The 26,356-nt window shown below is 70.5% G+C and carries 23 protein-coding genes and 1 riboswitch; of the genes, 15 read left to right on the plus strand and 8 right to left on the minus strand.

Features of this window, described 5'->3' with window-relative positions; translation table 11 throughout:
- The 5 genes from ACNAW0_RS09220 to ACNAW0_RS09240 all read right to left on the minus strand — a co-directional run.
- The coding region (locus tag ACNAW0_RS09220; RefSeq protein ID WP_416287307.1) for a cupredoxin domain-containing protein at positions 1–695 on the minus strand (695 nt) is incomplete at its 3' end.
- 114 nt (positions 696–809) lie between these two features.
- Entirely contained in the window at positions 810–1,046 is a 237-nt protein-coding gene (locus tag ACNAW0_RS09225) for a hypothetical protein (RefSeq protein WP_416287308.1), read from the minus strand.
- A gap of 175 nt (positions 1,047–1,221) precedes the next feature.
- Entirely contained in the window at positions 1,222–1,683 is a 462-nt protein-coding gene (locus tag ACNAW0_RS09230) for a YbaB/EbfC family DNA-binding protein (protein ID WP_416287309.1), read from the minus strand.
- A gap of 183 nt (positions 1,684–1,866) precedes the next feature.
- The gene (locus ACNAW0_RS09235) at positions 1,867–2,526 is read right to left on the minus strand and encodes a transglycosylase family protein (protein WP_416287310.1); all 660 of its coding nucleotides are present in this window, start codon (positions 2,524–2,526) and stop codon (positions 1,867–1,869) included.
- A riboswitch (cyclic di-AMP (ydaO/yuaA leader) is annotated at positions 2,526–2,699 on the minus strand. It overlaps the preceding gene by 1 nt.
- A gap of 142 nt (positions 2,700–2,841) precedes the next feature.
- Complete coding sequence (locus ACNAW0_RS09240; protein WP_416287311.1) at positions 2,842–4,662, minus strand: glycoside hydrolase family 3 protein; 1,821 nt, start codon at positions 4,660–4,662, stop codon at positions 2,842–2,844.
- Between the two features lie 198 nt (positions 4,663–4,860).
- Here ACNAW0_RS09240 and ACNAW0_RS09245 point away from each other — a divergent pair, with 198 nt between their 5' ends.
- Positions 4,861–5,766 carry an LLM class flavin-dependent oxidoreductase gene (locus tag ACNAW0_RS09245; RefSeq protein ID WP_416287312.1) on the plus strand — a complete coding sequence of 302 codons (906 nt, stop codon included), beginning with the start codon at positions 4,861–4,863 and terminating at the stop codon, positions 5,764–5,766.
- Positions 5,767–5,884: 118 nt separating this feature from the next.
- On the opposite strand, the gene htpG is transcribed toward ACNAW0_RS09245, so the two are convergent.
- Together htpG and ACNAW0_RS09255 are read right to left on the minus strand one after the other, a co-directional pair.
- Positions 5,885–7,777 (minus strand): molecular chaperone HtpG, encoded by a 1,893-nt coding sequence (gene htpG / locus ACNAW0_RS09250; RefSeq protein ID WP_416287313.1) that lies wholly within the window; start codon positions 7,775–7,777, stop codon positions 5,885–5,887.
- A 91-nt stretch (positions 7,778–7,868) separates the two neighbouring features.
- Positions 7,869–8,951 carry a DUF6236 family protein gene (locus tag ACNAW0_RS09255; protein ID WP_416287314.1) on the minus strand — a complete coding sequence of 361 codons (1,083 nt, stop codon included), beginning with the start codon at positions 8,949–8,951 and terminating at the stop codon, positions 7,869–7,871.
- Positions 8,952–9,205: 254 nt separating this feature from the next.
- Here ACNAW0_RS09255 and smpB point away from each other — a divergent pair, with 254 nt between their 5' ends.
- Together smpB and ACNAW0_RS09265 are read left to right on the plus strand one after the other, a co-directional pair.
- Entirely contained in the window at positions 9,206–9,694 is a 489-nt protein-coding gene (gene smpB, locus ACNAW0_RS09260; protein WP_416287315.1) for an SsrA-binding protein SmpB, read from the plus strand.
- Positions 9,695–10,009: 315 nt separating this feature from the next.
- Positions 10,010–11,290: a M14 family zinc carboxypeptidase gene (locus ACNAW0_RS09265; protein ID WP_416287316.1), complete on the plus strand. Its 1,281-nt coding sequence runs from the start codon at positions 10,010–10,012 to the stop codon at positions 11,288–11,290.
- 119 nt (positions 11,291–11,409) lie between these two features.
- Here ACNAW0_RS09265 and ACNAW0_RS09270 read toward each other — a convergent pair whose 3' ends face one another.
- Complete coding sequence (locus ACNAW0_RS09270; protein ID WP_416287317.1) at positions 11,410–11,994, minus strand: sigma factor; 585 nt, start codon at positions 11,992–11,994, stop codon at positions 11,410–11,412.
- A 163-nt stretch (positions 11,995–12,157) separates the two neighbouring features.
- Between ACNAW0_RS09270 and ACNAW0_RS09275 the strand changes: the two genes are divergently transcribed.
- From ACNAW0_RS09275 to ACNAW0_RS09330, 12 genes are all read left to right on the plus strand, one after another.
- Positions 12,158–12,946, plus strand: a complete 789-nt coding sequence (locus ACNAW0_RS09275) for an SDR family oxidoreductase (RefSeq protein WP_416287318.1) — start codon at positions 12,158–12,160, stop codon at positions 12,944–12,946.
- A gap of 711 nt (positions 12,947–13,657) precedes the next feature.
- On the plus strand, positions 13,658–14,587 hold the full coding sequence (locus ACNAW0_RS09280; RefSeq protein WP_416287319.1) for a glycosyltransferase family 2 protein: 930 nt from the start codon (positions 13,658–13,660) through the stop codon (positions 14,585–14,587).
- The gene (locus tag ACNAW0_RS09285) at positions 14,584–15,900 is read left to right on the plus strand and encodes a hypothetical protein (RefSeq protein ID WP_416287320.1); all 1,317 of its coding nucleotides are present in this window, start codon (positions 14,584–14,586) and stop codon (positions 15,898–15,900) included. The genes ACNAW0_RS09280 and ACNAW0_RS09285 overlap by 4 nt, the downstream gene beginning before the upstream one ends.
- Complete coding sequence (locus ACNAW0_RS09290) at positions 15,897–17,003, plus strand: GNAT family N-acetyltransferase (protein ID WP_416287321.1); 1,107 nt, start codon at positions 15,897–15,899, stop codon at positions 17,001–17,003. Before ACNAW0_RS09285 ends, ACNAW0_RS09290 begins: the two co-directional genes overlap by 4 nt.
- Positions 17,004–17,006: 3 nt before the next feature.
- Positions 17,007–17,201: a hypothetical protein gene (locus tag ACNAW0_RS09295; RefSeq protein WP_416287322.1), complete on the plus strand. Its 195-nt coding sequence runs from the start codon at positions 17,007–17,009 to the stop codon at positions 17,199–17,201.
- A complete protein-coding gene (locus tag ACNAW0_RS09300; RefSeq protein WP_416287323.1) occupies positions 17,198–18,511 on the plus strand; it encodes a hypothetical protein in 1,314 nt (437 codons plus the stop codon). The genes ACNAW0_RS09295 and ACNAW0_RS09300 overlap by 4 nt, the downstream gene beginning before the upstream one ends.
- Positions 18,508–19,551, plus strand: coding sequence for a phosphotransferase family protein (locus ACNAW0_RS09305; protein ID WP_416287324.1), 1,044 nt, complete (start codon positions 18,508–18,510; stop codon positions 19,549–19,551). Before ACNAW0_RS09300 ends, ACNAW0_RS09305 begins: the two co-directional genes overlap by 4 nt.
- A complete protein-coding gene (locus ACNAW0_RS09310) occupies positions 19,496–21,895 on the plus strand; it encodes a glycosyltransferase family 2 protein (RefSeq protein ID WP_416287412.1) in 2,400 nt (799 codons plus the stop codon). Before ACNAW0_RS09305 ends, ACNAW0_RS09310 begins: the two co-directional genes overlap by 56 nt.
- On the plus strand, positions 21,892–22,704 hold the full coding sequence (locus ACNAW0_RS09315; RefSeq protein WP_416287325.1) for a polysaccharide deacetylase family protein: 813 nt from the start codon (positions 21,892–21,894) through the stop codon (positions 22,702–22,704). Before ACNAW0_RS09310 ends, ACNAW0_RS09315 begins: the two co-directional genes overlap by 4 nt.
- 40 nt (positions 22,705–22,744) lie before the next feature.
- Positions 22,745–24,085 (plus strand): lipopolysaccharide biosynthesis protein, encoded by a 1,341-nt coding sequence (locus ACNAW0_RS09320; RefSeq protein ID WP_416287326.1) that lies wholly within the window; start codon positions 22,745–22,747, stop codon positions 24,083–24,085.
- The gene (locus ACNAW0_RS09325) at positions 24,082–25,923 is read left to right on the plus strand and encodes a hypothetical protein (protein ID WP_416287327.1); all 1,842 of its coding nucleotides are present in this window, start codon (positions 24,082–24,084) and stop codon (positions 25,921–25,923) included. The genes ACNAW0_RS09320 and ACNAW0_RS09325 overlap by 4 nt, the downstream gene beginning before the upstream one ends.
- The gene (locus ACNAW0_RS09330; RefSeq protein ID WP_416287328.1) at positions 25,920–26,351 is read left to right on the plus strand and encodes a hypothetical protein; all 432 of its coding nucleotides are present in this window, start codon (positions 25,920–25,922) and stop codon (positions 26,349–26,351) included. Before ACNAW0_RS09325 ends, ACNAW0_RS09330 begins: the two co-directional genes overlap by 4 nt.
- The last annotated feature ends 5 nt before the right edge of the window (positions 26,352–26,356 follow it).

A 26,356-nucleotide genomic window follows, 5' to 3' on the forward strand; every position in this document is an offset into this window, starting at 1 on the left:
TGCTGACCCGGCTGGTTCACGGTCACCGGCGCCGTGTAGGTGCCGTACGTGCCGCCGTCCAGGGCGTACTCGACGCGCTCGACGCCCGAGCCGCTGTCGGAGGCGTTCAGGGTGACCGTCGCGCTGCCCACGTACGCCCCGTTGGCGTCCTTCTCCCCGGTCACCGCGGCGGTCACGGTCGGCGGCGTGGTGTCCGAGCCGCCGCCGCTGACGACCAGCAGGCCGGTCATCCCGCCGTGGCCCGGAATGGCGCAGAAATACCGGTAGGTGCCCGGGGAGAGCACCACGTCGACCGTCCAGCGGCCCCCGTTACGGTCTGTCGGATCGGCCAGGATGTTCACGTCGACGTCGCTGTTGTACCGCGGGTCGCCCGTCTCGAACGTCAGGGTGTGCTGCATCCCGGTGGTGTTGCCGGTGGCGGCACTGTTCTCGAAGACCAGGGTGGCCGGCCCGGCGACCGCGGTGGTGGGCGCCGACCGGTAGGCGAGGAAGTTGTCCCCCGCCGTCCAGGTCAGCACCTGCGCCTGGAGCGGCGCCGGGGCAGCGGCCGTCGCGGAGCGTTCCGGGTCGGTCGGCCGCGCGCTCGCCGGCGCGGCGGAGAGGCCGGTGGCCAGCAGCGCCAGCGTGGCGAGGGCGGCCACCGTCCTCCGGAGCCGGCTCGGGCCGAGCCGCCTCTGCGGTGGATGTGGGTTCATGGGTTCCTCTTTCACGGTCCGGGAAGCAGCGGACGGAGCGTGCGTCGGTGTGGTCGATCGATAGAGCTGCCCTGGCGGTCAGGAGCCCGCCGGCCCCTCCCAGGCCGCACGGGATCACCGGCCGTGGCCGCGGGCCACGGTCGTCCGAAGTGGTGTGTCGGCCACCCCGACGTCGTCAGCGGGCCGGATCCGCCGCTCGCCGGGCATGGTGATGTCTCTGAGCTGGTGGGGTTTGTCGGGGATGTCGGTCGACCCATGGCGCGTGCCGCGCCCGGTCGCCGTGGTGGCATTGACCCGGGGTGGCGGGTCGTGGCCGGTCGTGGTCTCCGGTTGCGCCGCCCGGAGGGCCACAGTCGGAAGCTACTGTGCCGGTAGTTCATCTCGACGAAACATATTGATAGCGCTTGACCCTACTGACTTCCGGTCAGCCTGTCCATAGCTTTCGTCGCTCTCGTGACTACTTTTCTACGCACTAGACGAAAGTGGTCGGCCGCCTGGTCACGTCAGCCGTACGTCGGGTGCCCACTCAGCCTGAGCGGCCGGTCCGGGTGCCCGCGTCGCCGCTGCGGTTGAGCCGGGCCAGCACGTCCTCCATCGCCCGGCTGAACAGTTCCATCTGCCGTACCGACTGCTCCTGCAGCCCGCCGAGCCGCGCGGCCAGGGCGTCGACGTCGGCCCGCGCCGAGGAATTGACCTGGGCGTCGAGGTCGGCGAGGGCGGCGTTGACGGCCACCACGACATGCCCGCAGACCGCTGCCCACCCTGCCTCGGCCAGCTCGGGTTCGACGACGACGGACTGGATCCGACCACCCTGGACGGCCACAGCGCGCACGCGTCCGTCGGCCGCGCTGCCCTCGGCGCGGAGCAACTGTTCCGGGTCGACGTCAGCATGCTCGGTGGCCCGGGACCGCATCGAGGACAGCGCCTGCTGGGTCCTGGTGAGCAGCTCATCGAGGCTCGCGGCCGCGGTGAACGGGTCGTTGGTCATAGCCGCGCTTTCTTCACGTCTTTCCGGAGCATGGTGACCATAGCAACCACGCCCGCCGGCACCGACCCGGCCCGGTGCCGCCTAACGGTCTGTTTCACGCAAGGAGTGGCCACCCCGGGCGGGGTGGCCACTCCTTGTTCAGCGCGGGACGCGGGGCGGCGGATGCCGCCCGGCTCGCGGGCGTCAGTGCAGGCTCAGCTGCTGGCCCGGGAAAATCAGGCCTGGGTCGTCGCCGACCACCTGCTTGTTGCGCTCGTACAGCGCGTGCCAGCCGCCGGTGAGGCTCCGCTCCTGGGCGATCTCGGACAGCGTGTCACCGCGCTCGACCACGTAGGTTTCGGCGCCGCCTGTGCTCGGCGCGGTACGCCGGTAGCTGCGGGTCGCCGGTCGCTCGTCCCGCGACGCCCGCTTGCTGGTCGCCTTCTTCGGCGAGTTCTGGCTGGCGGACTCCGACGTGGACGAGTAGTGCTTCGTCGAGCCGCCCTTCTTGCCGCAGACCGGCCAGGCCCCGATGCCCTGCCCGTCGAGGACCTTCTCGGCGATGGCGATCTGCTCACTGCGGCTGGCCAGGTCGGCCCGGCTGGCGTACCTCTGGCCGCCGTAGCCGTTCCAGGTGCTCTTCGAGAACTGGAGACCGCCGTAGTAGCCGTTGCCGGTGTTGATGTGCCAGTTTCCGCCGGACTCGCACTGGGCGACGGCGTCCCAGTTCACGCTGGACGCGCTGGCCGGGGCGGCTGGCCCGAGGACGGCGGCGGCACCGGTGGCGGCGCCGACGACCAACGCCCCGACGACGACGCGACGCTGGGTGAGTCGTCGATTACGTGCGACGTATTCAGTTGCCATGTGGGTTTCCTCCACGCCGACGAGGTGAGCTGTCGGGTTCGGGCCGAGGAGCCCGGCCGCCGGACGGCGGCTTCACCCCGAGGTGTCGAGCACCGAGGAACTTGTGGGTCCCCCGCTCCCGCCTGAGGTCCAGGTACCGACGGGCCGGCGGCGGGATTAGGCGTTACCGGCCCGTGGTGTCCGCGATCGCGAACACAGCCGACGTTAGGGACGGAATCGGACGATCGCCCACTTCTTGTGAAGTTCTTCACCCGGCCGAGCGAAGGCCGCACCATACGAGTTGCGTAACGTCCACAGGTGCCTTACAAGCGCCCTTCAGTACGTCAGGCCGAAGCCCTGCGGGAAGAGCGGAAGCTGGCCGTCACCGGCGTTGATGGGCTGCTGGCTGGCGGAGTTCATCCAGGTCATCGGCAGTTTTCCGGTCGGCACGTACCCGCCGAAGAGGACGTCGGCCACGCCGGCACCCTCGGTGCCCGGAAGCCAGGCGGCGAGCAGCGCGGTCCAGTTCGGCAGCTCGCTGGCAACGTCCAGCGGCCGGCCGGAGACCAGCACCACAATCACGGGTACGCCGGCATTGCGCAGGGTCGCGATGGTGCGCAGGTCCTCCCGGTCCAGGCTCATGGCGCCGGTGCGGTCGCCCTGGCCCTCGGCGTACGGTGTCTCGCCGACCACCGCGATCGCGGCCCGGTAGCTGCTGTTGATGCCGGTGCCGCGCTGGTTGTAGGTGACCGTCGTGGTCGGACCGACCGCGGCACGGAGGCCCTGGAGGATGCTTGTGCCGGGGGTGATGTTGCCCGACGAGCCCTGCCAGGAGATGGTCCACCCGCCGCTCTGGTTGCCGATGTTGTCGGCGTTCTTGCCGGCCACGAAGATCTTGTTGTTGTCCCGGGCCAGCGGCAGAACGCCGCCGGAGTTCTTCAGCAGCACCTGGGACTCGCGGACGGCCTGCCGGGCGAGCGCCCGGTGCGCGGCGCTGCCGACCGTCGGGGTCCAGCTCCGGTCGGTGTACGGCCGCTCGAAGAGGCCGAGCTCGAACTTCTTGGTGAGGATCCGCCGGTTGGCGTCGTCGATCCGGCTCATCGGCACGTGCCCGTTCTGCACCTCGGCGCGGAGCATGCTGATGAAGGTCTTCCAGGTGGTGGGGACCATGACCATGTCGATACCGGCGTTGATCGCCATGGTGACCTCGGCGGCGGTGAAGCCGGCTTTGCCGTCGATCTGGTCGATGCCGTTCCAGTCGGAGACGACGAAGCCGGAGAAGCCCAGCTCTCCCTTGAGGACGGTCGTGATCAGGTACTGGTTGCCGTGCATCTTCACGCCGTTCCAGCTGCTGTAGGAGATCATCACCGCGCCGACGCCACGCTGCACCGCCGCCTGGAATGGGGGCAGGTGGACGGCCCGCAGGTCGGCCTCGCTGAGCTGGGTGTTGCCCTGGTCCACCCCGCCGGTGGTGCCGCCGTCGCCCACGTAGTGCTTGGCGGTGGCGAGCACCGAGGTGGCCCCACCGAGCGTGCTGCCCTGCAGGCCGGTGACCAGGGTGGACATGCTCGACGGCAGATCGGGGGTCTCACCGAACGACTCGTAGGTACGACCCCAGCGGTCGTTGCGGGCGACGCAGAGGCAGGGCGCGAAATCCCAGTCGACGCCGGTGCCAGCGACCTCCTCGGCCACGGCCTGGCCGATCTGCTGCACCAGTGCCGGGTCGCGGGTCGCCCCCAGGCCGATGTTGTGCGGGAAGATCGTCGCCCCGTACACGTTGTTGTGCCCGTGCACCGCGTCAACGCCGTAGATCATCGGGATCGCCAGCGGGGTGGCGAGGGCACCGCGCTGGAAGCCGTCGTACATGTCCGCCCAACCGGTGGCGGTGTTGGGCGTGGGCGCGGATCCGCCGCCGGAGAGCACCGAACCGAGCCGGTACGCGGTGATGTCGCTCGCCGTGACCGAGCCCCGCTCGGCCTGGGTCATCTGGCCGATCTTCTCGTCCAGGGTCATCCGGGAGAGCAGGTCGGCGACGCGGGTGGCGACCGGCAGCGTCGGGTCCTGGTACGGGTAGCCGGCGGCGGTGGCCGGGGCGGGCGCGCCCAGGGCGGTGACCGCGACGAGGAGGGCGAGGCCGAGGGGGCGGTGGCGGATCACGGGTCACTCCTTCCGGAGGAACGCTGAGGCCGTTCACCAGCACCCTATGCCGGTCAGACATTCATCGATACCACTGAGTTAGGCACATCGTGAACAAACCTTGCGGTTCCGGGAGCGGCGGGCGCGTCATCCCGGCACGGACTACGGTGGCGAGGTCCGGCAGGGCCGCCGGGCCCAGGAATATGCAGGCGGAGAGACATGACTGACTACGGACACGAGTTGGCCTTCGGCGGCTTCATCACCCCCGCCGCCGACCAGTTCGAACAGGTGGTGGCGCTCGCCAAGCTCTGCGAACAGGTCAACCTGGACCTGGTCACCTTCCAGGACCACCCGTACCAGCCAGGCTTCCTGGACACCTGGACGCTCATGTCGTTCGTGGCCGCGGCGACCAGCCGAATCCGGCTGGCCGGAAACGTGCTCAACCTGCCCCTGCGCCAGCCGGTGGTGCTGGCGCGCAGCGTGGCCAGCCTGGACCTGCTCACCGGCGGCCGGGTCGAGCTGGGCCTCGGGGCCGGCGCGTTCTGGGAGGCGATCGAGGCGGTCGGCGGGCGACGGCTGAGCCCCGGGCAGGCGGTGGACGCCCTCGACGAGGCGATCCAGGTGATCCGGGAGGCCTGGGACACCGAGCGGCGCGACATGGTCCGGGTCGAGGGTGAGCACTACCGGGTGGTCGGGGCGAAGCGCGGTCCGGCGCCGGCACACCCGGTGGGAATCTGGGTGGGCGCGTACAAGCCGCGGATGCTGCGGCTGGTCGGGCGGGCGGCGGACGGCTGGCTGCCGTCGCTGTCCTACCTGCCGAACGGGCCGGCCGAGCTGTCGGGGATGAACGCGCTGATCGACGAGAGCGCCGAGGCGGCCGGACGGGAGCCGCGCTCGGTGCGGCGGCTGCTCAACGTCTCCGGCCGGTTCGCCCGGTCCTCCTCCGGCTTCCTGGCCGGGCCCCCGGAGCAGTGGGTGGAGGAACTGGCCGGACTCACCCTGGACCACGGCATCTCCGCGTTCATCCTCGGCGCCGACGACCCCACCGCGATCCGGCTCTTCGCCCAGGAGGTTGCGCCCGCGGTCCGCGAACTGGTCGCCGCCGAACGCGCCGCGTCGACCTGATCCGCAACCCGGGCGACTTCAGCGACCTGCAGCAGGCGGTGGGCAGGCCTGAGCCCCCCGCAGGTGACTCACTGCCGCCCGCCGCGGCGTGACTGCCGCGGCGGGCGGAAGAACGGCTCTACAGCGTGCGGGCGAGCCGGTCGGCGAGGATGCGGGTGAACCGGGACGGGTCGGCCAGTTCCCCGCCCTCGGCGAGCAGCGCCATGCCATACAGCAGCTCGGCGGTCTCGGTCAGGGCGGTGGCCTCGCCGCCCTGCTCGTGCGCCTTGCGCAGCCCGGTGACCAGCGGGTGGGCCGGGTTGAGTTCGAGGATCCGCTTGACCTGCGGCACCTCCTGCCCCATCGCCCGATACATCTTCTCCAGCGTCGGCGTCATGTCGTGCGCGTCGCCGACCACGCAGGCCGGCGAGGTGGTGAGCCGGGAGGAGAGCCGGACCTCCTTGACGCTGTCGGCGAGCGCGCCGCTCATCCAGGTGAGCAGGTCGGCGTACTCCTCGCGCTCGGCCTCGGCCTTCTCCTTGTCCTCGTCGGTCTCCAGGTCGACCTGGCCCTTGGCCACCGAGCGGAGGGTCTTCCCGTCGTACTGGCCGACCCGCTCGACCCAGACCTCGTCGACCGGGTCGGTGAGGATCAGCACCTCGTAGCCTTTGGCCCGGAACGCCTCCAGGTGCGGGGAGTTCTCGATGGTGGCCCGGGACTCGCCGGTGGCGTAGTAGATCTCCGTCTGGCCGTCCTTCATCCGCTCGACGTAGTCGCGCAGGGTGGTCAGCTCGGCCGGGTCGTGGGTGGAGGCGGCGCGGACCAGGTCGAGCAGGGCCTCGGTGTTGTCCGGGTCCTCGAGCAGCCCCTCCTTGACCACCGCGCCAAACTCGGACCAGAAGGTGCGGTACGACTCGGCCGACATCTCCTTGAGGGTGGCGAGGACCTTCTTGACCAGGCGGCGACGCACGGCACGGATCTGCCGGTCCTGCTGGAGGATCTCCCGGGAGATGTTCAGCGACAGGTCGTGCGCGTCCACCACGCCCTTGACGAAGCGCAGGTAGTTGGGCATCAGCGCGTCGCAGTCGTCCATGATGAACACGCGCTTGACATAGAGCTGCACCCCGCGACGCCCCTGCGGGGAGAAGAGATCGAGCGGGGCGTGCGACGGCAGGAACAGCAGGGCCTCGTACTCGAAGGTGCCCTCGCCCCGCATGTGGATGGTCTCGAGCGGGTCGGCCCAGTCGTGCGCCACGTGCCGGTAGAACTCCTTGTACTCGGCCTCGTCGACCTCGTCACGGGAGCGGGCCCAGAGCGCCTTCATCGAGTTGAGCGTCTGCTCCTCGCGGGTGGTGGCGTCGTCCTCGCCCGACCGTTCGACGGTCATCCGGATCGGCCAGGCGATGAAGTCGGAGTATCGCTTGACGATCTCCCGGATCGTCCACTCGGCGGTGTAGTCGTGCAGGTTGTCCTCGGCGTCGACGGGCTTGAGATGCAGGGTGACCGAGGTGCCCTGGGGTGCCTCGTCCACCGCCTCCACCGAGTAGGTGCCCTCGCCGGTGGACTCCCAGCGGGTGCCACCGCTCTGCCCGGCGCGGCGGGTCAGCAGAGCCACCTTGTCGGCCACCATGAAGGTGGCGTAGAAGCCGACGCCGAACTGGCCGATCAGCTCCTGGGAGGCGGCGGCGTCCTTCGACTCGCGCAGCTTGCGCAGCAGCTCTGCGGTGCCGGACTTGGCGATCGTGCCGATCAGCGCGACCACCTCGTCGCGGGACATGCCGATGCCGTTGTCCCGCACGGTCAGCGTACGGGCCTCCTTGTCGACCTCGATCTCGATGTGCAGGTCGGAGGTGTCGACCGTGAGATCCTTGTCGACCAGCGACTCCAGCCGCAGCTTGTCCAGCGCGTCGGACGCGTTCGAGATCAGTTCGCGCAGGAAGACGTCCTTGTTCGAGTAGATCGAGTGAACCATCAGCTGGAGAAGCTGACGGGCCTCGGCCTGGAACTCCAACGTCTCGACCCGGTCGCTCACACCGACTCCCTTCGACTTATGCGGGCCTTCCGGCGGAAAGGATACGAGGTGTGACGGCGGGGGCACCGGCGGGTCGCGTCGACGCCGCCCGTCACCCGCGGCGGTCCGTCCCCGCCGCCCGGCGATACGGGGCCCGCACCGCGGCCACCGCTTGGCTGGCCCCGAGCTCTCGGCGCAGTCCCAGCAGGTAGCCGGTCGGGTGGGCCTGCCGGAGCTGGTTCCGGCTGCCGAGCATGGCGGCCGTCGCACTCACGACGGTGGCCGCCACCGCCCCCGATCCGGTCACCACCGGGGGAAGGTCCAGTGCACCGCCGAGCATGGCGAGGGCCGCCGGCGGGACCAGCGTCTGGGTGGTGAGCAGCGCGCGAACCGGCTCCAGGCCGAGCTTCGACAACTGCCGGCCGGTGGCGTCGATCCGGTCCACGATCTCCCGCTCGACCATCGTCCGCAGATGCGCCGACCGGACCGCCGGGTCCGGCACCGAACCCAGCTCGGCGAGGGCGGGCGCCAGTGAATCGAGGTAGGCGCGATAGGCGAGCAGCTCCGGTTGGAGGTGGCGCCGGGCCTCGACGATCCGACACACCGGCACGTCACGCAGGTTTCCCGGCACGGCGACCGCCAGCGCCAGGACGGCGAAGGACTGGGCGGGCACGGGGTCCGCGACCGGGGCCGGTTCCGGGTGGCCCAGCAGCGCGGCGGCCATCGAGTCGGTGGTCCAGCCGCCGGTCGTCGCCAGGGCCACCGGCAGGTCGGTGACGGTCGCCATCCGGTTTTCCCGCGCCACGGTGTCCGCGAGCACCGCGAGGTAGAGCATCGCGAGGTCCCGGTGCAGCCCCAGATAAGGAAGCCGCTCGCGCCGGCCGTCGTCACGCACGTGCTCGAGCGGGACCAGCAGACCGTCGTCGGCCAGCTGGGCCGCCAGCGACCACAACACCTTGCCGGGCAGCACCGACATCAGGCGGGGGTCACGCGGCTCGAACCGCCCGGTGTTCGCCCCGCGTTCGGTGATCGGATCAATCCCAAGTCGAACGCCGTACCGGGGAAGCAGTTCCTCCAGGTGCAGATCGAGGAACTGGAAGAAGAGTCCCTCGACCCGATCGAGCGGGCCGCCGTAGTCTCGCTGCCGAAGACGTACGTCGACGATGCAATCAAGCTCGTCCCGGAACTGCCGCACCGTCTCGGAGTCGCCACTGGTCCAGTGGTGTCGGGGACCATCCGGGCGATCTTCGGCCAGTAGAGAACGGCGCCCTTCAGCCACGCCTCGTCCCGAAAGTCGACGTACGGGTGGTAGAGCGCGATGTCACTCACCACGCCATTGTCGAACAGCAATGCGCCACCCGTCGCCGGTCGGGCCAGGCGATGTTCGAGCCCGGCCGGACCGGCTTCGGTCGCGGGTATCCTGCTCGGGTTGACGAACGGGAGGTGGGCGTGGCCAGGGAGAACGGGCGGAAGCTGATCGCCTCCAACAAGAAGGCGCGGCACGACTACACCATCCTCAAGACGTACGAGGCCGGCATCGTGCTGGCCGGCACCGAGGTGAAGTCGCTGCGCGAGGGGCGGGCGTCGCTGGTCGACGCGTTCGCCCAGGAGCGCGACGGCGAGATCATGCTGTACGGCCTGCACATCGCCGAGTACGGCTACGGCACGTGGACCAACCACCAGCCGCGGCGTACCCGCAAGCTGCTGCTGCACCGGATCGAGATCGCCCGGATCCTGGAGAAGCTGCGCGAGGGCGGCGTAACCCTGGTGCCGCTGTCGATGTACTTCTCCGACGGTTGGGCCAAGGTCGAGCTGGCACTGGCCCGGGGCAAGAAGTCGTACGACAAGCGGCAGGCCATCGCCGAGCGGGACGCCAACCGGGAGATCGCCCGCGAGCTGGGCCGCCGCCTCAAGGGTGCGCGTCGCCCAGCCCGCTGAGCCGGAATCCGGTCTGACCCCACTGGCCAACGGCAGCGATGATCGCGGCCGGGCCGGTCCCGGCCATATTCACGCTCTTGACCGCCTATGACTGTGTCGGTACCGTCACTGGATCTTGCTCTCGTGATAGGAATCCCGGCTATGGCATCGAGCATGTCGGTCTGGAGGACGGAGGTGAGCCGGTCCATCTTTCCTGCCCTTGCCCACAGAACGGCATGAAAGGGATGACTGCGAATGTGGATCAAAGATAGCCGCCTCCCCTGGCGGGCAGCCCTCTCGGTGGCAGCCGCGGCTTGCCTCGCCAGCACGGGATTCGTGGCCCCCGCCGCAGCCGCCACGGTCGCCGCGCCGGTCGGGTCGGCGCTGCCGAGCGGCAACACGACCTACCGAACGCTGGCCGACTACGAGCACGACATGGACGCCCTGGCGCATGAGCACCCGGATCTGGTCAAGCCACTGACCCTTCCCTACCCGACGTCGTCAGGCCGGGTGGTCCGCGGCATCGAGATCTCCCGTGATGTGCGGGCCAACGACGGCAAGCCGGTCTTCGTCACGGTCGGCATGCACCATGGCAACGAGTGGCCCAGCGGTGAACTTGTCATGGAGTACGCCGTTGACCTGGTGCGCAGCGCTTCCTCCGGCGATCCCTACGTCTCTTCACTGCTGAACCGCGCCCGACTCGTAGTTGTGCCGGTCGTCAACGTGGACGGGTTCGTGCGCAATCGCCGGCAGACCGACACCAACGTCGACATGAACCGCAACTACGGGTTCGGTTGGCTGCCGATCTCGACGGGCGGCACGGCACCATGGTCCGAGCCGGAGGCGCGGAACATCGAATGGCTGCTGTCGACCCGGCAGGCCACCACCTTCGTCACGCAGCACACGTGCATCCAGGTGGTCCTCTACCCGCCCCTGCAACTCGCGGCCGGGCCCACCCAGGATGTGGCTCGGTACGAGGATCTGGCGACCAGGATGGCCGCCCGCTATGGCCCGAACTACATCCCGCGCGATTCCGCTCACGACTACGAGACGACCGGTGAGGCGATCGACTGGGCCTACTTCGCGACCCGGGGTCTGGCGTTCACGGCCGAGACCTGCCCCGATGGTGGCGTCCCGAGGACGTTCCAGAGCCAGGTCGTCGACACCTACCCGGCCCACCGGCTCGCGATGTTCGAGGCGTTGGAGAACACCGCCGACCCGGCACAGCACGCGATCATCGAAGGCAAGGCACCAAAGGACGCGGTGCTTCGGATCACCAAGTCCTTCGACATGTACACCCAGCCCTACCCGCAGCCGGACGGCACGACGCGGCCGAGCGGGTTTCCCACGACCCTGACCTCCGACCTGGACATCACCGAGCCGAATGGCAAGTTCCGCTGGTCGGTCAACCCCTCGTATCGGCCGGCGCCGCCATATCAGGCAGACGGAGTGCGTCCGGACCAGACCGGCTTTTACACTGAGCCGTGGATCCTGACGTGCGAGCGACCGGACGGCACGGTCCTGCAGCGGACTCCCGTGAATGTCGACCTGGGCCAGATGGTCGCGGTCGATCTGCAGCAGTGCATCCGCAACTTCCACAAGAAGGAGCCGCGGTAACACGGCTGGACGTGGTGCCGGCTGGTTCCGACGTGCGTCGAAACCAGCCGGCACCGCCGTGATCAGGTACGGCTGCGGGGTCACCGGAAAATGGTGAGCCCCGGCAGGCTGGCCCGGGGTCAGTCGTCCAGCCCGGCGAGGCCGAGTTGGCGTAGCCGCTCCGGGTCGGCGATCACGTCGATGGTGGCGATCCTCCCGTCGGTGACGGTGAAGGCCATGACCGACAGCGGGCGGCCCGCCGCGCTGACCAGGACGCCGGCAGCGCCGTTGACCAGCGCCGGGCGCGCGAACGGGGAGAACCGCCCGAACGTGGTGGCCTGCGCGGCCACGGTCCAGGCACCGGTGAGCACGGTGGTGTGGCGGGCGCGGGTGGCCCCGCCGTCGGAGCGGAGCACGACGTCCGGGTGGAGCACGGCGACAAGCCCGTCGAAGTCGCCGTCCCGGGCGGCGGTGAGAAACGCGTTGACGACCTCGCGCTGGCGGGCCAGGTCCGGATCGGGGGCCGGGGCGCGACCCTGGACCACCGTGGTCAGCCAGGCGGCGAGGTTGTCCACCTCGTCGGTGTCGGTCCGGGCGAGCCGTAGCCAGGTCTCCTGCACCGCGTCCTCGGCCTCGGTCAACGGGCCGAGCATCCGGTAGGCCACCGCCCGCAGCTGCGGCCGGTGCTGCTCGAACAGCTCGGCCAGCCAGACTTCCTCGCCCATGTCGCCTCCTTGTGGACCTCTCACCCACTCGACCCCAGCGAGGCGGCCGATGTGACCGCGCAGGCCCCGGTGTGGTCCCGGTCACTGCTGTCACATCCGCCGCCCGCGCCGGGTCGAGTGCGGTGAAGCCCCGAAACCTAGCGGATCCCAGACGGAGGACGACATGAGCGCACCCATCCTGGTCACGGGCGGCACCGGCACCCTCGGCCGCCTGGTCACCCCACTGCTGCGCGAGGCCGGCCATTCGGTACGGGTGCTCAGCCGCCGTGGCGGTCGGTCCGGCCCCGGCGTCGAGCATGTCACCGCCGACCTGGTCAGCGGCGACGGCGTCGACTCCGCCGTGCACGGTACCGAGACCGTCCTGCACCTGGCCGGCGGGCCGAAGGGCGACGACCAGGCGACCCGCAACCTGGTCCGGGCCGCGCAGCGAGCCGGCGTACGGCACCTGGTCTACATCTCGGTCATCGGCGCCGACCGGGTGCCGCTCGCCTGGCTCCGGTCCAAACTCGATGCCGAGCGGACGATCGCCGGGTCCGGTCTGCCGTGGACGGCGCTACGCGCCGCTCAGTTCCACGACCTCGTGCTGGCCGTGGCGGAGAAGATGGCCAAGCTGCCCGTGGTCCCGGCGCCGGGCGGGCTCCGGTTCCAGCCGGTCGACGCCCGCGACGTCGCGGGCCGGCTGGTCGACCTGGCACTCGGCGAGCCGGCCGGCCAGGTGCCCGACCTGGCCGGCCCGAGAGTGTACGAAATGGACGAGCTGATCCGCGGCTACCTGCGGGCGGTCGGCAAGCGCCGGCTGCTGCTGCAGGTCCGGCTACCCGGGAAGGTCGGACGGGCGTACCGGGCCGGCGCCAACCTCACCCTCGATGGTGCCACTGGGTCACGGACCTGGGAGGCATTTCTGGCCGAACGGTTGCCGCGGCGCGACCCGCAGTGCGCCACCGCACGCTGAGTCCTGCCGCTAGGCCGCCGCGAGAAAGGCCACAATAGCTATCGGTCCCCTTACCGTGCTGCCCTACAAATGCTTCCTTACCAGGCAATATTCAATTACGTTGAAGGCTGTCCAGTGCAGTTTTGGTGCCATGTGTGAATCCCGCGGGCACCGTCAGCGCACCCTAGGCAGGAAAAGGTAAAACCGCAGGTCAGGACGGCATTCAGGACAGTTCGAGCTGGCGGTCAGGGCTGCCTGCCCGCTCAACGCACCGTTGATCGCCCAGCGTCCCCCGATCGTCGGCTGGGCATCGCTGGCACCTTCACGGGCGCCGCATCTCAGGGCGCTTCCCGTTGGCAAGCTTCGCGTGCACGTACTCGCACTCGTGGCCGAGGGGCGGGTACCACCACAGAGGACATCAGCCGATCATCCGACTGGGTCGGCCTAGGCGACCAGTCCCCCCTGCCACGCCGCGCAGAATCGACCCAACCTTCGCGTAGTTCCGACATTTTTGCTTTGGCGCAGTGTTACCTTCGCCTCCTATTCATCACGGCCCAAATCGGCCGAATCCGGACAATTCGGACGTTCCGTACTAAATGTCCGACGCTGCTCGGATATGACGGGGGAAGAGGAGCTGATGAGAAGCACGTGGATTGCCACCGGCGGCGGCACGGGGGAGACCGACTTCGCATCGCGAAACGGCCTCACGGGGTGCGCCGGGGAGGGGTTCTGGTGACCCTGAACCGGGACATTGGGACGCACGTCCCCAGCCTGCTGTCTGAGTCGGCACTCACCGCACCGCCCGAGAGCGGTGACCGGCCAGTGCACATCCTGCGGATGCGGGAACGGCCCGCGGACGAGACCGAAGCGGTCGACGCTCGCCCCGAGCGGCAGACCGTGAGCGTGGTCATCCCGACGCTCAACGAGGAGAAGAACATCGCGTGGGTGCTCGAGCGCATGCCGCCGATCGTTGACGAGGTGGTTCTCGTCGACGGGCACTCCTCGGACCGTACGGTCGAGGTCGCCCGCGCCATCCGGCCGGACATCGTGGTGCTGACGCAGAACTGCCGGGGCAAGGGTGACGCGGCGCGGGTGGCGTTCGCTGCGGCCACCGGCGACCTGATCGTGATGATCGACGCCGACGGCAGCATGGATCCCCACGAGATCCACCACTATGTCACCCCGCTCATGAACGGCTACGACTTCGTCAAGGGCTCGCGGTTCCTGGCCGGCGGTGGATCGACCGACCTGACTCCGCTGCGCCGGAGCGGCAACTCGGTGCTGGTGCGGTTGACGAACAGCCTCTTCCTCGTCCGCTTCACCGACCTGTGCTACGGCTTCGTGTCATTCCGCCGCGACTGCCTGCCGGCGCTCGCCCTGACCGCGCACGGCTTCGAGATCGAGACCGAGCTCGTGGTCCACGCGCTGAAGGCGAACCTGCGCATCGCCGAGGTGCCGAGCAACGAACACCCCCGCCGCTGCGGCATCTCCAACCTGCGCACCTTCCGGGACGGTCAGCGGGTGCTCCGGACCCTGCTACGGGAGCGGTTCGTACGGCGCCCTCGACCGGTGGTGGACCCGATCGACCACCGCGTGCTGCAGCGGTGGCAGCCCTCTGCCGCCGAGTCGACCAGCCCGACGCTGAGCGAGGTGCCCCAATGAGGACGCATTCCCTGCAGGTTGCCCGGGTGGCGCGCGGCGTCTACGCTCTCGCCCTGCTGCTGGGCGTGCTGCTCGGCGCCGCACCCCTGCCCGGCAAGCCCGCCACCCCGGCCAGGGCGGCCACCGGCGACATCGGCTACGTCGGTCCGTCCACCTCGGGCGACGGTTCGGCTGCGACCGGTGAGAAGCCGGAGAGCAAGCTGTGGTGGAACGACGGCGCCTGGTGGGCGGTGCTCTTCCACACCAGCAGCCAGACCCACCACATCTTCCGGCTGGACCGCTCCACCCAGCAGTGGGTCGACACCGGAACCATGGTCGACAACCGTCCGAAAACCCGCTCCGACGCGCTGTGGGACGGCACCCGGCTCTACGTCTCCTCGCACGTCCGGGCCAGTTCCTCGGCGGACGCGGCCGCCGGCAACCCGGCCCGGCTCTACCGGTTCAGCTACAGCGCGGCGACGAAGAGCTACAGCCGCGACACCGGCTTCCCCGCGCAGATCAGCAACTACTCCAGCGAGACCCTCACCATCGACAAGGACTCGACGGGCATGCTCTGGGCGACCTGGACGCAGGGCTCGACGGTCTACGTGAACAACACGACGGGCGGGGACGCGGTCTGGGGCACCCCGTTCGTGCTCCCGGTCACCGCCGCCACCGCCCTGGACAGCGACGACATCTCGTCGGTGGTGACCTTCGGCACCCGGACCGGCGTGATGTGGAGCCACCAGCCGAAGTCCGCGATGTACTTCGCCGAGCACATCGACGGTGCGTCGCGTGCCACCTGGGCCGTCACCCGTACGGCGATCCAGGGCCCGAACAACGCCGACGACCACATCAACCTCAGGACGCTGCAGGACGACGGCGCCGGACGGGTCTTCGCGGTCATCAAGACCAGTCTCGACGACGCCGGCGCAACGACCTCGGCACCCTTGATCATGCTCCTCGCCCGGGACCCGTCGACCGGTGAGTGGTCCAGCTACCGGGTCGCGCGGATCAAGGACTGCCACACCCGGCCAGTCCTGCTGCTCGACTCCGAACATCAGACGCTGTACGTCTTCATGACCGCCCCGGACAGCGGGTGTCCCTACACCGGCTACCCGGGAACGATCTTCATGAAGAGCTCCCCGATGGCCAGCATCGCCTTCCCCGACGGCCGCGGTACCCCGGTGATCAGGGACGCCCTCTCGCCCAACATGAACAATGCGACGACCACCAAGCAGAGCGTCACCAGCGCCACCGGCATGGTGGTCCTGGCCAGCAACGACTCCACCCAGCGCTACTGGCACGCCGACATCCCGCTGGGCTCGTCGTGAGCGCCGGGGCCAGCCTCAAGCGCCGCCTCGGGGCGACACCCGGCGACCAGCGACCGCTGCGGGTGACGAGTCCGGTTCCGGTCGACGTGTGGGAGCAGGTGCTCGCCTCCGCGCCGAACGCCCTGCCCAGTCAGACGCCGACCTGGCTCCGCTGCGTGTGCACGGTCACCGGCTACGAGGACGTCTCGCGGCTCTATGAAACCGTCGACGGAAGGCGCCTCGTCCTGCCGCTCGTACGACGCCCGCGGCTCGGTTCGCTCCTCGCGGCGGACTTCGGACTCCCCGTCGGCTGGGGACCGGGCGGACTGGTCTGCGAAGGCGGAGAGCTCCGCCCGGAGGACGTCCGCATGGTGATCGCCGACCTAGCGCAGCGGCACGTGCTGAGCACCCTGGTCCGCCCCGACCCGGCAGCGGCCGCGACGTGGGAGGCGGTGGTGCCGACGAGCGTGCTGCGCGAGCGGCGGATGACCCAGACGGTCTTCCTCGACGGCGGCTTCGACGAGGTCTGGCGCAAGCGGTTCCGCAGCGACACCCGCAACCGGGTCCGCCGCGCGGAGCGGGCCGGCGTCGTCGTCGAGTGTGACGACACCGGCCGCCTGGTCCCGGTCTTCCACCAGCTCTACGGCGAGTCCGTCGACCGCTGGGCGCGGCGGGACGGTCTCCCGCTGCCGCTCGCCCGGCGGCTGGCGGCCCGACGGGAGCCGCACCGGAAGGTGCAGACCGTCGCGGCCATGCTCGGCTCCCGGTGCCGGACATACGTTGCTTACCACGAGGGACGACCGGTCTCCGCGATCGTCGTGCTGCTCGGAACAAGAACGGCGATGTACTGGCGCGGCGCGATGCTGGAGAAGCTCGCCGGCCCGGTCTACGCCAACTACCTGTTGCACAAGACGGCGATCGCGGACGCGATCGAGGCCGGGTGCACGGCCTACAACATGGGCGACTCGGCACGGGTCTCCTCGTTGGAGCTGTTCAAGAGCCGATTCGGCGCGGTCAGCCAGGACTACGCCTGCTACCGGATGGAACGGGTGCCGATCACCCCGCTGGTCGAACGCGCTCGCGGCGGCGTACGGCGGATCCTGGCGCTCCGGTCGCGGGAGTAGTGCATGAGCCGTACACCGCCTCGCTGGCCGGGCCGGACCCGACCCGCACTCGCCGCGGGCGTCACCCACACCCAGTACTCGATGAACGAACTGGGGCACGCGTCGGCCATCGCCTCCGCCAGGACGGCGCCCGCCGTACCGATGGGCCTGTGCCTCCGCCTGCCCGACGTAACCACGCAGCGTCCGGAGACACGATGAGAGGCGACGACACCACCGCGCCGACGACCACGGTGACGGACCACCCGGAACCGCCACGGCCGACGGAACCGGCGACGGCCGCGCACGGGCTCGCCCGGGCGGTGCTGGCCGGCCTCGACGAGGCCGGCGTGCGCTGGTGCCTGCTGCGCGGCGGTCCGGAGGCGCTCATCGCCCCCGGGGACCTGGACCTCCTGGTCGCGCCGGCCGATCTCGAGCGGGCCGTAGCCGTGACGCAGGCCCACGGCCTGATCCACCTGGCCGGTCACGGCCGGGGCAGTCACCGGTTCTTCCTCGGGCTCGACCCGACCAGCAGCTCGTGGGTCGAACTCGACCTGGTCACGGAGCTCGCCTACGGCCGTCACTTCGAGGTGCGCACACTCGCGGCCGACCAGTGCCTGGGCCGGCGTGCGCGCCAGGACGGCGTGTGGGTACTCGCGCCTGGGGACGAGTTCTGGGCCCTGCTGCTGCACTGCGTGCTCGACAAGGGCAGGACCGGCGACCACCACCTACGTCGCCTGCGACAACTCGAGGACCACGCCGCGCTCGACGGTCCAGTCGCCCGGGCGCTGCCGGCCCGGGCGGCCCGGATGCTGCTGGCGTACTGGCGGGCCGGTCGCCCGGCAGCGCTGCCGGCCGTACGTCGGCAGTTGCTCGCCGCCTGTTGGTGGACCCGTCCGGTCAGCGCGGCCCGCCGTCTCGTCGGCTCGGCCGCGCTGCGCTCGATCGAGCGGCCGCTGCAGGCCTGGAGCCGTCGGGGTGTCGACGTCGCCCTGATCGGTCCCGACGGATCGGGTAAGTCCACCCTTGCCCAGGGCATCGAGTCGGCATTCTACTTTCCGGTACGCCGCGTCTACATGGGGCTCTGGCCGTCGAACGAGGCGCCGCGCAGCACTGCTGAACAGGGCCTACGCATTCTGCTGCGCCCGTTCACCGTGTGGCGTCGCTACCTGGCGGCGGTGCGCCACCGGGCGCTGGGCCGGATGGTGGTCTTCGACCGCTACGTCTACGACGCCCTGCTGCTGCCGCGCGGGCCGCTGGTCTGGCTCAAGCGGCCGTACTTCCAGCTGCTGAGCCGACTCTGCCCGGCACCCGACGTGGTGCTGCTGCTGGACGTCCCGGGATCGGTCATGTACGGCCGGTCCGGGGAGTACGACCCGGAGCACCTCGAACGGGAACGCGAGCAATACCACCGGCTGCAACGGCGAGTCCCGCACCTGGAGCGCGTGGACGCCGACCGGGCGCCGGAACTGGTCCTCGCCGACGCGCTCGGCCGGATCTGGCGGCACTACATCGAGCGGACGGCACGGTGAGGGGCGCCGTACAGTGGGCGCAGCCGGTCCTGCGGGACCGGCTCGCCTGCTGGCTGCACCGGCCCGAGCGGAGCTGGACCGCCACCGTCGCACCTCGCCTGGTCGCCCGGGCGACCGCCACCGACCCCACACGGTGGCAGACCGAGTCCGTCGCCTTCACCAGTACCTCGGTAGCGGTGGCCACGGTACGGGGTCGCGGGGCCGACGGGTGCTACATGGTCAAGGTGCCCTGGGCACAGCAGGCCACCGAGGGGCTGTGGCGCCAGGCCGAGGTGCTCGACCAACTGTGGACGAACCCGCGCCTGCCCGGCCTGCGCCCGCTCCTGCCCTACTGCATGGCGCAAGGCGAGGTCGAGGGGCGCTACTACTGCGTGGAGCAGGCGTTGTGGGGCGCTCCGGCAAGCGGGATGATGCTGCGGCGTAGCCGGCGGGCCACGCTGCTCGCCTCCGCCAGCCGGGTCATCCGCGACCTCCACCAGCGTACCCAGGAACGGACCCTGCTCGACCGGGCCGCCCTGGAGGAATGGGTGGACGTTCCGCTCCGGCGGCTGAGGGCGTTCGCCGCCACCCACCCGCGACGTGGCCGGTTCCTGGACACGGTCTGGCGACTACGGGAGGAACTCGTCGTCGCCCTCGTCGGCCGCACCGTGCACACCTCCTGGATCCACGGCGACTTCTGGCCCGGCAACCTGCTGGCCACCTCGCCGGACGGCCACGTGACCGGGATCGTCGACTGGGACAAGGCCTCGGCCCGCCAACTCCCCCTGCACGACCTGCTGCACCTGCACGTCCTCGCCCGTCGGCTGGCCCGCGGTGACGAACTCGGCGAGATCGTCGTCCAGGCGCTACAGAACGGGATCGACCAGGCGCTCGACGTACCTGCCGACGAGGCCGCCGACTGGCTGGACGGCATCCCGCCCCGACCCGCCCTGCTCCTCTACTGGCTACGCCACATCCTGCTCTTCATCGACTCGGAAGGTGACCATGACGATCCACGGTGGATCCGCCGCAACGTCGAACGCGTCCTCGCCGGCGTCTGAGCCGGTCGCCGTCCTCGATTCGGCGGCGCCGGCCGGGCCCGGCTCGGCCCCGACGGTGACCGTGGTCGTCTGCGTCTACACCGAGCGGCGGTGGCCACAGATCGTCCGGGCGGTCCGCTCCGTGCTGTCGCAGAACGTGCCGGCGGCACAGGTCGTCGTGGTCGTCGACCACAACCCGGCGCTGCTGGAGCGGGTGCTCGCCACGTTCCCCGAGCTGACCGTCGTACCGAGCACCGGCCCGCGCGGTCTCTCGGCCGCCCGCAACACCGGGCTGGCCCGGGCGACCGGCGAGATCGTCGCCTTCCTCGACGACGACGCCGAGGCGGAGCCCGACTGGCTGGCCCGGCTGCTGCCGCACTACCGGGACGAGCGGGTACTCGCGGTCGGCGGCCACGCCGTACCGGCCTGGGAGGAGGAACGGCCGCGCTGGCTGCCCCCCGAGTTCGACTGGGTGGTCGGGTGCAGCTTCACCGGCCAGCCCACAGAGGTCGCCCCGGTGCGAAACGTCATCGGCTGCAACATGTCCTTCCGCCGGTCGGTCCTGGAGCGCACCGCCGGCTTCGACCCGGCGCTCGGCCGGGTCGGTCGTACGCCGGTCGGCTGCGAGGAGACGGAACTCTGCATCCGAATCCGGCAGCTCGAACCGGACGGCGTGGTGCTCTACGACCCCGCGGCCCTGGTCCGGCACCGGGTGACCGTGGACCGGGCTACGTGGCGCTACTTCCGGCAGCGCTGCTTCTCAGAGGGGCGGTCCAAGGCGATCGTCGCTCGGCTGGTCGGCAGCGACGCCGGCCTCGCCACCGAGCGCACGTACACCCGCCGCACCCTGCCCGCCGGGGTGCGCCGCGGCCTACGCCAGGTCCGTACCGGCGACCGCGCCGGGCTGCTGCGGTCCGGCGCGATCGTCGCCGGACTGCTGGTGACCGCCGCCGGCTACCTCTCAGCCCATGCACTGCGCACCTCTCAGGCGGTCGGCAAGCCGGTGTCCCGGCGCCGGGTCGGTCCGGCGCCAGTACGGGTACTCACCGTCGAGCTCGCCGAGGGAGTGCCCGACGTGCCTGACACGGGCGGGCCGGACGGCACCCGGTACGCGGCAGCGCAGGTCCTGGTCCGGCTGCACGGGCAGCCGCTCGGGCTGGTCAACGTCGCGCTGCCGGCCGGCGGGCTGGCCGCGTCGGCGCTCACCGCCGCGATCCGGGACCGCCTCTCCACGGCGATCGACGCGCACCTGCGACACGACGGCCTGACCACGCTCGGCCCCAGCCCAGCCGGGAAGAGTGGCGGCACCGGGTCGGCGCACTCCACCGAGGCGGCCGCACCCGCCGGCGCCGGGTCGTGCCGTTCCCGTCAGGCAGCGGACGACCACGCCCCGTTCGTCAGCGTGGTCGTGCCCACGTGTGGACGCACGCCGCTCTTCGAGTCCGCCCTCGACTCGCTCGCCGCGCTCGACTACCCCCACTACGAGATCATCGTCGTGGACAACGCGCAGCAGGTAACCGATACGGCACGGATCATCGCCAGTCGCGCCGCCGACGATCCCCGGCTCCGCTACACGATCGAAACGCGGCGCGGTGTGGCGCCTGCCCGCAACCGGGGGCTGGCCGAGGCGAAGGGCGCGATCGTCGCGTTCGCCGACGACGACCTCATCCTCGACCCGGCGTGGCTGCGCGGCCTCGTCGACGGCTTCACCGACGCTGACGTGACCGGGGTGACCGGGCAGATCCTCGCCCGGGAACTCGACACGCCGCCACAGATCTGGCTGGAGCAGTACGGCGGTTACGGCAAGGGCTGCCAGCGGCGGAGGTTCGACCGGGCCGGGGTCGTCACGCTTGAGGTGGGGGGCGCGCGCCATGTCGAACTGCCACCGCGGTCGCTTCACCCGTACCTGCCCGGATCATACGGCTCCGGCGCCAGCATGGCGTTCCGCACCGACGCGCTGCGCCGGCTGGGCGGCTTCGATCCGCGGCTGCGCAGCGGGGAGGACATCGACCTGCTGCTGCGCACGGTGCTCGCCGGACACACGCTGGCCTACGAGCCGGGGGCCATCGCCTGGCACACGCACCGACGTGAGCTGCGGGCGCTGCGGCGGACCATGTACCAGTACGGAGTCGGCCTCGGTGCCGTGCTCACGAAATGCCTGGCGAGCGACCCCTCCGCCCGACGCGAGCTGCTGGAGCGGCTGCCCCGCGGCGTCGCCTACGCCCTGCGGCCGCGGTCGGCGAAGAACAACCAGAAGCAGGAGGACTATCCGGCCTCGCTGACCGCCCTCGAGCTCTGCGGGCTGGCGCTCGGGCCGGTCTACTACGCCGCCGCCGCGGCCCGATCCGGAAGGAGCCGCAGGTGAACCATTCACCGAAGACGGTCGTTCCCGTCCTCTGCTACCACAGCGTCGGCGACGAACGCCGAGACAACACGCTGCGCTGGTCCGTGTCGCGGGGCGACTTCGACGAGCAGATGGCGCTGGTCCGGGAGCGCGGGCGCACGCCGATGACGGTGAGCGGCTACGCGGCCGTACTGCGCGGGCTGGCGCCGCTGCCACCACGACCAGTGCTGATCACCTTCGACGACGGCTTCCCCGACCTCGCCGAAACCGCCTTGCCGGTGCTGCGCCGGCACCAGCTCACGGCGACCGCGTACGTCATCGCCGCGCGGGTGGGCGTGGTGCCGTCGCCTGACCCGTCACTCGACTGGGACCAACTCCGTGAGCTGCACTCGCACGGGGTGGAGATCGGTTCGCACAGCAGGAGCCACCGCGCGCTCGACTGTCTACGCCAGACCGAGCTGCACCAGGAGGCGGCAGGGAGCCGACAGGTGCTGGAGGACGGGATGGGCACGTCGGTCCGTTCGTTCGCCTATCCGTACGGCTACCACAGCCGCGCCGTGCGGACCGCGGTGCGGGCTGCCGGCTACTCCTCCGCCTGCGGAGTCAAGAACGCGCTGAGCCACCCGAACGATGATGTCTTCGCCATCGCCCGGGTGCTGATCGAGCGGGATACCGGCGTCGCCGGGATCGGGGCTCTGCTCGACGGCACCGGCTGGCCGTTGGCCTGGGGCGGCGAGCGGTTGCGCACCCGGGGCTGGCGTGCGTACCGGCGGGCCCGCCACCTCGTTGTGCACAGGGCGCGGCCGTGGCCGAGCCAGCCGACCTCGTGACGGCAGGGAGAACACCCGCGACAGGAGGAGGGGTGACCTGGTGAGCGAACGTGCGAGGACCGTGGATGTTCCGGTCGGTGGCTCCGCTCCCGGCGTCGGCACCGTCGCCGAGCCGATCGGCGTACGGCTGCGCCAGCACCTGCGCGACCCGTTGAACGGCAACGTCTACGCGCTGATGCTCAACACGGCGGTGAGCTCGCTGCTCGGCATCACGTACTGGGCGCTCGCCGCCCGCCTCTACTCGCCGGCCGAAGTCGGCGTCGGGGCGGCGACGGTGTCCACGATGACGTTCCTGAGCAACCTCTCCCAGCTCAATCTGAACGGAGCAATCGCCCGCTTCCTGCCAACCGCGGCGGCGCAGGGCAGCCGGCTGGTCGGGTACGCCTACGGGGTCACCTGCCTTGCGGCGCTCACCCTCGGCGGCGGTTTCCTGCTGCTCGCTCCCCTGGTCACCGACCGGCTCGATTTCCTGCACCGCACGCCTCTGATCGCCGTGGCGTTCATCCTCTCCGTCGCCGGCTGGTGCGTCTTCACCCTGCAGGACAGCGTGCTGACCGCCCTGCGCGGTGTCGTCTGGGTCCCGATCGAGAACACCGCCTTCGGGCTCGCCAAGATCGCGCTGCTGGTGCTGCTCGCCGGCGCCGTACCGAGCCTGGGCATCTTCATCTCGTGGAACCTGGCGGTCGTCGCGGCGCTCATCCCCGTCAACGTGCTCGTCTTCCGCCGGCTGCTGCCCCGGCAGCGGGCACGTCGCACCGAAGCGGCGCTGCCGGATCGTCGGGGGCTCGCCCGGTTCGTGGCGCTGGACTACGTCGGATACCTGTTCATGCAGGCCGGCACGAACGCTCTGCCGTTGATCGTGACCGCCCGGCTGGGCGCGGAGGCCAATGGCGTCTTCTACGTGGCCTGGCTGCTCGGCGGCTCCCTGGAACTGGTGGCGTACCACTTCGGCACCTCGCTGACCGTGGAGAGCGCCGCCGACGAATCGCGACTCGCGGCGTACGCGCGGCAGATGCTGCGCCGGGGGCTGCTCCTTTTCGTACCGGCGGTCGTCCTGCTCTGGGTGTCGGCACCGCTGCTGCTGGCCCTGTTCGGCAGTAACTACGCCGCAACCGGCTCGGGCACCCTGCGGCTCTTCGCCGTCGCGGTGCTGCCCAAGCTGGTGCTGACCGTCTTCGTCGCGGCATCGCGGGTGCAACGCCGGGTGGGGCGGATCATCCTCGTGCAGGCGGCCACGAGCACCCTGGTCGTGTCGCTGGCGCTGGTCGCGATGGCCGAGATCGGGGTGGCCGGGGTCGGCGTGGCGTACCTCACCGGACAGGTCGTGGTGATGGGTGCGGTCCTCCCGTCGATGATGCGGCTGTTGAGGGCCGGGTCGTGAGCGGCGACGCGGCCCTGCTGGCCGCTCCGGCCACAGCCGGTCAACGGATACGAACCGGTCTGCTCGGGGGCGCCGAGTATGCGGCGCCCACGGCGGCGCTCGCGCTCGGGGTCTGGGCCCTGGAGCGGGGGGACGCCGCCGACATCGGTTCGCTCGGCCTGGTCACCGCCCTCCGCCCCGAGTTGTACGTCGCACTGGCCCTGCTGACCGCGAGCTTCCTCCGCGGGGTGTTCCGCACCCGCCCGGCGTCCGACGCCCTGCTCGCCGCGCACGTGGTGGTGCTCGTCATCCTGCTTTTCGGCGCGGCGCCGATCATCGAGCCACTGCCGCGCGTGATCTCGGGCTGGCTGCATGTCGGCTTCGCCGACTACATCGCCCGTACCGGGGAGACCTTGCCGGAGTTGGACGCCCGTTTCAGCTGGCCCGGGTTCTTCGCGCTGACGGCCATGGCGACGCGGGCGGCCGGGATGCCTGACGCCATGCCGCTGCTCGCCTGGGCGCCCGTGGGGTTCAACCTGCTCTACGGCGCTGGGGTGTTCCGGCTGGCCCGGGTGATGTCGCCTGACCCGCGGTCGGCGTGGCTCGCCCTCTGGCTGTTCTTCCCAGCCAACTGGGTGGGGCAGGATTATTTCGGCCCGCAGGCGATGAACTACCTCTTCTACCTGGCTCTGCTGATGGTGCTGCTCCGCTGGTTCCACCCGATCCGGTCCGATGGCCTGTACCGCCAGCGGTCCCTGGGAAGCCTGGTCGGTTTGCTGCGGCGCCTGTTCCGGCTCCCGCCGAGGCCGCTGCTGCTCGATTCGGTGGCCGATCAGGCCAGCCCGGCAACGCTGGTCGGTCTGGTAGCGGTGGTCCTCGCCATCTTCGCGGCCAGTACCGTGAGCCACCAACTCACCCCGATCGCGATCGTGGTCAGCGTCGGTGCGCTGGTGCTGGTCCGCCGCTGCACGCTCCGTACGCTTCCGGTCCTGCTCGCCGTCGTGCTGATGGCATACATCAGCTACGGCGCTATCGCGTACTGGCAGGGGCACCTGCACGACATGTTCGGCTCCTTCGGGAAAGTCGGCGGCACCGTCAAAGCTGGAGCGGTCGAACGGGTGCGAGGCGACACGGGCCACCAGATGGTGGTGCTGCTGCGGGTCGGTCTCGCGCTGACGGTCTGGGGGCTGGCGGCCGTCGGCGCGTGGCGACGAATGCGTCGGGGACAGGCCGTCCTGGGGCTCCTGGCGCTCGCCGGGGCACCGTTCCTCCTCCTGGCGATGCAGAGCTACGGCGGCGAGATCTTCCTCCGGGTCTACGCCTTCGCCCTGCCGTTCATGGCGATCCTTCTGGCCGCGCTGCTGGTCCCGGTGTGGCCGGCGCGGCGTCGCGTACCCGCGGCCCTCATGGCGAGCGCGCTGAGCAGCGTCCTCATCGGCGCGTTCTTCGTCGCCCGATACGGTAACGACGCCTTCGAGCAGGTGCGCCCGGCCGACCACCGGGCCGTGGAGTGGCTCTACGCCAACGCCCCGGCGGGCGTCTCGCTCGTCTCGGTCACCTCCAACGTCCCCTGGCGGGCGCAGGGCGTCGAACGGTACCAGTACCTACCCCTCGGCCAGGACCTCGGACCGACGACGGCCATCGCGATCGAGGCGGAGATGCGGAGCAACCCGAAGGGCTCATACCTGATCATCACAAAGGGACAGTTCGTCTTCGCGGAGTCGTTCCTGGGCAAGCCGCGGGGCTGGGGCGAGGCCCTGGAACGCGAGGTCGTCGGCTCAGGGGACTTCAAGCTCGTCTACTCCAATCCGGAGGCGAGGATCTACGTCCTCGCCAACAGCGAAAGGGGCGGCCGGTGACCCAGATCGCCGAGCCCGAGATCGATGCGAATCCAGGTCTTCCCGGCCGACGTGCCTCTTCCTCGCTGGGGGACTTCCCGTCGCCCACGCCATGGCCGGCGTTGGTGACGCTCGTCGCCGGCGACGCCATTCTCGCCCTCGTCCTCTGGGACGTGCCGGGCATCCTGCGGACGGTCAGCGTCCTCGGCTACCTCTCCGTGGCGCCGGGACTGGCCTGCGCACGGCTGATCCGGATACCGGACGGCCTCAGCCGGTTCGTCGTCGGCGTCGCGCTCAGCCTCGCCCTCGGCGTCCTGGTCGCGCAGGGGATGATCCATCTGCACCTGTGGACGCCGCTGCTCGGGATCGCCACCCTCACCGTGATCGCGTCGCTGGTCGCCCTGATCGAGCTGGGCCGGGACGTGCTGCATCACCGCCGGAGGCGATGAATGGA

It is taken from the genome of Micromonospora sp. SL1-18, from assembly GCF_047921505.1.
GTDB lineage: Bacteria > Actinomycetota > Actinomycetes > Mycobacteriales > Micromonosporaceae > Micromonospora.

Bases quoted from the DNA above. Each gene is read 5' to 3' on its own strand.
- ACNAW0_RS09230 (WP_416287309.1), bottom strand. From the start codon at position 1,683: ATGACCAACGACCCGTTCACCGCGGCCGCGAGCCTCGATGAGCTGCTC.
- ACNAW0_RS09235 (WP_416287310.1), bottom strand. From the start codon at position 2,526: ATGGCAACTGAATACGTCGCACGTAATCGACGACTCACCCAGCGTCGC.
- ACNAW0_RS09245 (WP_416287312.1), top strand. From the start codon at position 4,861: ATGACTGACTACGGACACGAGTTGGCCTTCGGCGGCTTCATCACCCCC.
- ACNAW0_RS09270 (WP_416287317.1), bottom strand. From the start codon at position 11,994: ATGGGCGAGGAAGTCTGGCTGGCCGAGCTGTTCGAGCAGCACCGGCCG.
- ACNAW0_RS09275 (WP_416287318.1), top strand. From the start codon at position 12,158: ATGAGCGCACCCATCCTGGTCACGGGCGGCACCGGCACCCTCGGCCGC.
- ACNAW0_RS09285 (WP_416287320.1), top strand. From the start codon at position 14,584: ATGAGGACGCATTCCCTGCAGGTTGCCCGGGTGGCGCGCGGCGTCTAC.
- ACNAW0_RS09295 (WP_416287322.1), top strand. From the start codon at position 17,007: ATGAGCCGTACACCGCCTCGCTGGCCGGGCCGGACCCGACCCGCACTC.
- ACNAW0_RS09300 (WP_416287323.1), top strand. From the start codon at position 17,198: ATGAGAGGCGACGACACCACCGCGCCGACGACCACGGTGACGGACCAC.
- ACNAW0_RS09310 (WP_416287412.1), top strand. From the start codon at position 19,496: ATGACGATCCACGGTGGATCCGCCGCAACGTCGAACGCGTCCTCGCCG.